Annotated in this window: 2 tRNA genes and 3 rRNA genes; all 5 read right to left on the bottom strand. The window is 47.8% G+C overall.

The features are described from left to right. Nucleotides 1-11: 11 nt before the first annotated feature. Nucleotides 12-125: ribosomal RNA gene (gene rrf, locus JK139_RS15215) — 5S ribosomal RNA — on the bottom strand. A gap of 48 nt (nucleotides 126-173) precedes the next feature. After that, nucleotides 174-2,976: ribosomal RNA gene (locus JK139_RS15210) — 23S ribosomal RNA — on the bottom strand. A 268-nt stretch (nucleotides 2,977-3,244) separates the two neighbouring features. After that, nucleotides 3,245-3,318, bottom strand: a tRNA-Ala gene (locus JK139_RS15205). Between the two features lie 26 nt (nucleotides 3,319-3,344). Continuing rightward, nucleotides 3,345-3,418 (bottom strand) — tRNA-Ile (locus JK139_RS15200). 106 nt (nucleotides 3,419-3,524) lie between these two features. Next, nucleotides 3,525-5,055: ribosomal RNA gene (locus JK139_RS15195) — 16S ribosomal RNA — on the bottom strand. The 16S, 23S and 5S rRNA genes sit together here with 2 tRNA genes alongside, the layout of an rRNA operon. Nucleotides 5,056-5,383 lie beyond the last annotated feature (328 nt).

The following is a 5,383-nucleotide window of genomic DNA, read 5'->3' as shown; positions in this document are numbered from 1 at the left end:
CTTTAAGATAAATACGGCAGCTACCTACTCTCCCAGGGACAAGGCCCAAGTACCATTGGCCATGAGGGACTTAACTTCTCTGTTCGGAATGGGAAGAGGTGAACACCCTCGGTATAACCACCATAAACTCTTCAATAAGTTAACATATTGGGAAGTGTTTTGTGTAAATAAAAAAAATAAAGCTTACGGGTAATTAGTACTACTCGACTTTGCTGTTACCAGCTGTACATCTGTAGCCTATCAACGTCATCGTCTCTGACGACCCTTAAAAGTAAACTCATCTTGTGGAAGGTTTCACGCTTAGATGCTTTCAGCGTTTATCCTGACTGTACATAGCTACTCAGCATTGCACCTGGCGGCACAACTGATACACCAGCGGTACATGCAACCCGGTCCTCTCGTACTAAGGTCACGTCCACTCAATTTACTAACGCCCACCACAGATAGGGACCGAACTGTCTTGCGACGTTCTGAACCCAGTTCACGTGCCACTTTAATCGGCGAACAGCCGAACCCTTGGGACCTTCTCCAGCCCCAGGATGTGACGAACCGACATCGAGGTGCCAAACCTTACCGTCGATATGAGCTCTTGGGTAAGATCAGCCTGTTATCCCCGGAGTACCTTTTATCCTTTGAGCGATGGCCCTTCCATACAGAACCACCGGATCACTTTAGCCTGCTTTCGCACCTGCTCGGCTTGTCTGCCTCACAGTCAAGCACCCTTCTACTAATGCGCTCTGCGTACGATTACCAACCGTACTGAGGGTACCTTTGCGAGCCTCCGTTACTTTTTAGGAGGCGACCACCCCAGTCAAACTACCCACCATGCAATGTCTCCCGCCTCTGGCGGGATTAGGTTCTAAGCAACAAAAGGTTGGTATTTCAACGTTGACTCCATAATGCCTGGCGACACTACTTCATAGTCTCCCAACTATCCTACACATTTGTTGCTCAAAATCAATGCAAAGTTGTAGTGAAGGTTCACGGGGTCTTTCCGTCCCGTGGCGGGTAACCGGCATCTTCACCGATACTACAATTTCACCGGGCTCGTGGAGGAGACAGTGTTCAACTCATTAGACCATTCGTGCAGGTCGGAACTTACCCGACAAGGAATTTCGCTACCTTAGGACCGTTATAGTTACGGCCGCCGTTTACCGGGGCTTCAGTCAAGAGCTTCGGTTTAATCCTAACCCCCTTCCTTAACCTTCCGGCACCGGGCAGGTATCAGGCTCTATACGTCATCTTACGATTTTGCAGGGCCCTGTGTTTTTGTTAAACAGTTGGTTGAACCATTTTACTGAGACCGCTTCGCAGCGGTACGCTTTATCCCGAAGTTACAGCGTCAATTTGCCTAGTTCCTTCTCCACGGCTCACCCGAGCGCCTTAGAATACTCATCCCGTCTACCTGTGTCGGTTTGCGGTACTGGCTGCTATACTCGCTTTTCTTGGCAGCAATTTTATGGTTTCGATTCCTCCGAAGATTCCTCTCAGGCGAACATCCGTCTGTTCGCAACCACCACGTCACTGCGTCACTTTCATCGTATAGCAGGTGCGGGATTATTAACCCGCTTCCCATCAGATTCCCCTTTCGGGTGCTCCTAAGGTCCAGACTAACCCTGATCCGATTAACGTTGATCAGGAAACCTTAGACTTTCGGCGAAGGAGTTTTTCACTCCTTTTATCGTTACTTATGCCTACATTTTCTTTTGAAACCGCTCCAACATGGCTCACGCCACACCTTCAACGCTGGTTTCAATGCTCCCCTACCAATTATACTAAAAGTATAATTTTAGAACTTCGGCTCGTAGTTTGATGCCCGATTATTTTCCGTGCAAGACCTCTCGACCAGTGAGCTGTTACGCACTCTTTAAATGAATTGCTGCTTCCAAGCAAACATCCTGGCTGTTATTGAAGTCTCACCTCGTTTGTTCAACTTAACTACGTATTGGGGGCCTTAGTTGCTAATCTGGGTTATTTCCCTCTCGGCCACGGACCTTAGCGCCCGCAGCCTCACTCCCAGAGATATTTACCAGCATTCGGAGTTTGTCAGGGTTTGGTAGGCGATGAAACCCCCTAGCCCAATCAGTAGCTCTACCTCTGGTAAACTTCTATATCTGAGGCTGTTCCTAAAAACATTTCGGGGAGAACGAGCTATCTCTCAGTTTGATTGGCCTTTCACCCCTATCCACAAGTCATCCCAAAGCTTTTCAACGCTAACGGGTTCGGTCCTCCATTCCGTGTTACCGGAACTTCAACCTGCTCATGGATAGATCACAAAGTTTCGCGTCTGCCCCAACTGACTATTCGCCCTATTCGGACTCGCTTTCGCTACGGCTCCGTTACTGAAGAACTTAACCTCGCCAGTTAGGAGCAACTCGTAGGCTCATTATGCAAAAGGCACGCCGTCACTCTTGAGAGCTCCGACCGCTTGTAAGCGCACGGTTTCAGGTACTATTTCACTCCCCTATTCGGGGTACTTTTCACCTTTCCCTTACGGTACTGGTTCACTATCGGTGTCTGAGGAGTATTTAGCCTTACCAGATGGTGCTGGCTGGTTCATGCAGGATTCCTCCGGTCCCGCACTACTCAGGATACTACGCGTCCTTATCATTGTACGCCTACAGGGCTTTCACCTGCTATGGCTTATCTTTCCAGATAATTCAGCTTCTTGATAATTCCTAAATGTAGTCCTACAACCCCGCAAAAGCTCGCTCCTGCGGTTTGGGCTCTTCCCTTTTCGCTCGCCACTACTCAGGAAATCACTATTGTTTTCTTTTCCTCTCCCTACTTAGATGTTTCAGTTCAGGAGGTTGGCTCTCTTTCGAGTACTATACCTTCAGTATAGTGGGTTGTCCCATTCGGAGACCCGGGGATATTTCGCTTGTGTGCAGCTCCCCCCGGCTTTTCGCAGCTTACCACGTCCTTCTTCGCCTCTCAGACCCAAGGCATCCACCATGCGCCCTTATTCGCTTTAAAAATCTTTCCATATACTCCTTTGCATACAGGCGTATACGACTATTTACTACAATTTTACTTTCCCAATATGTCAAAGATCTTTGATAAACTCAGTTTCCCTTGCTTACCCTTCGCCGATGTGTTGGACTTGAACCAAGCGAACAGCCTTCTTTTGCTCTGTTCACATCTCTTCGCATGGCTTTTCAACCCTGCGACAGCTTCTTAAACAACTCTATCTCTCTATCTCTGTTTTTCTTCCTTCCCCTCTTCTCGCTCCCACCGTTTTCTGTGGAGGATATCGGAGTCGAACCGATGACCCTCTGCGTGCAAGGCAGATGCTCTAGCCAACTGAGCTAACCCCCCAAGGGTTACTTCTTCTTCTTTTTAAGTAGACCCGACCAGAGTTGAACTGGTGACCTCTACATTATCAGTGTAGCGCTCTAACCAACTGAGCTACGGGTCTGAACGGGCCAACTTCTTCTCTTATATTTATCTCTTTTAAAAGAACTTCATTTCTTAAAAATTGAAAGTATCAGAAGCAACAGTTTAAAATTCTTAGCTAAGCTCTAAAAGGAGGTATTCCAGCCGCACCTTCCGGTACGGCTACCTTGTTACGACTTAGCCCCAGTCACCAGTTTTACCCTAGGCAGCTCCTTGCGGTTACCGACTTTAGGTACACCCGGCTCCCATGGCTTGACGGGCGGTGTGTGCAAGGTCCGGGAACGTATTCACCGTATCATTGCTGATATACGATTACTAGCGATTCCAGCTTCATGGAGTCGAGTTGCAGACTCCAATCTGAACTGAGAGAAGGTTTTTGGGATTGGCTTCACATCACTGTGTCGCTGCCCTTTGTCCTCCCCATTGTAGCACGTGTGTAGCCCTGGGCATAAAGGCCATGATGACTTGACATCATCCCCTCCTTCCTCACGCCTTACGGCGGCAGTTTCAGTAGAGTTCCCAGCTTTACCTGTTGGCAACTACTGATAGGGGTTGCGCTCGTTGCGGGACTTAACCCAACACCTCACGGCACGAGCTGACGACAGCCATGCAGCACCTTACGATCTGTGTATTGCTACAAAGTGAGCTTTCACCCACCGTCAAACCGCATTCTAGCCCAGGTAAGGTTCCTCGCGTATCATCGAATTAAACCACATGCTCCACCGCTTGTGCGGACCCCCGCCAATTCCTTTGAGTTTCAACCTTGCGGTCGTACTTCCCAGGTGGATTACTTAATGCTTTCGCTCAGACACTAACTGTGTATCGCTAATGTCGAGTAATCATCGTTTAGGGCGTGGACTACCAGGGTATCTAATCCTGTTTGATCCCCACGCTTTCGTGCCTCAGCGTCAATATTTGCGTAGTAAGCTGCCTTCGCAATCGGTGTTCTATGTCATCTCTAAGCATTTCACCGCTACATGACATATTCCGCTTACCTCCACAATATTCAAGATATATAGTATCAATGGCAGTTCCGAAGTTAAGCTCCGGTATTTCACCACTGACTTACATACCCGCCTACGCACCCTTTAAACCCAGTGAATCCGGATAACGCTTGCACCCTCCGTATTACCGCGGCTGCTGGCACGGAGTTAGCCGGTGCTTATTCATAGGGTACCGTCAAATATCCTAAAAAAGATAACTTTCTTCCCCTGTAAAAGAAGTTTACAACCCAGAGGGCATTCATCCTTCACGCGGCATGGCTGGATCAGACTTGCGTCCATTGTCCAATATTCCTTACTGCTGCCTCCCGTAGGAGTCGGGCCCGTGTCTCAGTGCCCGTGTGGCTGATCATGCTCTCACATCAGCTACTGATCGTAGGCTTGGTGGGCCTCTACCCCGCCAACTACCTAATCAGACGCACACCCATCAATAAGCGGCCGAAGCCTTTGATAATAACCAGATGCCTGATCATTATAGTATGGGGTATTAATCCAAATTTCTCTGGGCTATCCCCCGCTCACCGGAAGGTTGTGTACGTGTTCCGCACCCGTTTGCCGGTCGCCACCCATATATTGCTATACCGTGCTGCCCCTCGACTTGCATGTATTAAGCCTGCCGCTAGCGTTCATCCTGAGCCAGGATCAAACTCTCCATTGTAAATAGATTGTCTAATCTGACTTAACTTTCTCTCAAAAATTAACGTCCGATCTTCTTCTGTGTTCTTTTCTCTTTCGCTAAAAATCTTACCTAATATCTCTATTAAGTACTGTTGCTTCCAATATTTCAAAGAACTTTATAATAATATCTCTAATATCTCTATAACATCTAACCCTTTCGCATACCCTTTTCTCACATATCTACTACCCACTATTCCCCACATCAACTCCGCATCCCATTACCACTCTGTCGTTATTGGGGTTGCAAATGTAATGCCACCAACTTTCCTATCCAAACTTTTTTATCAATTTATTTGAAAAAAATTTGA

This window comes from Hydrotalea lipotrueae (assembly GCF_019249625.1).
Lineage (GTDB): Bacteria > Bacteroidota > Bacteroidia > Chitinophagales > Chitinophagaceae > Hydrotalea > Hydrotalea flava.
The sequence above is the reverse complement of the archived record's forward strand: the minus strand, read 5'-3'. Positions and strand labels throughout refer to the sequence as shown.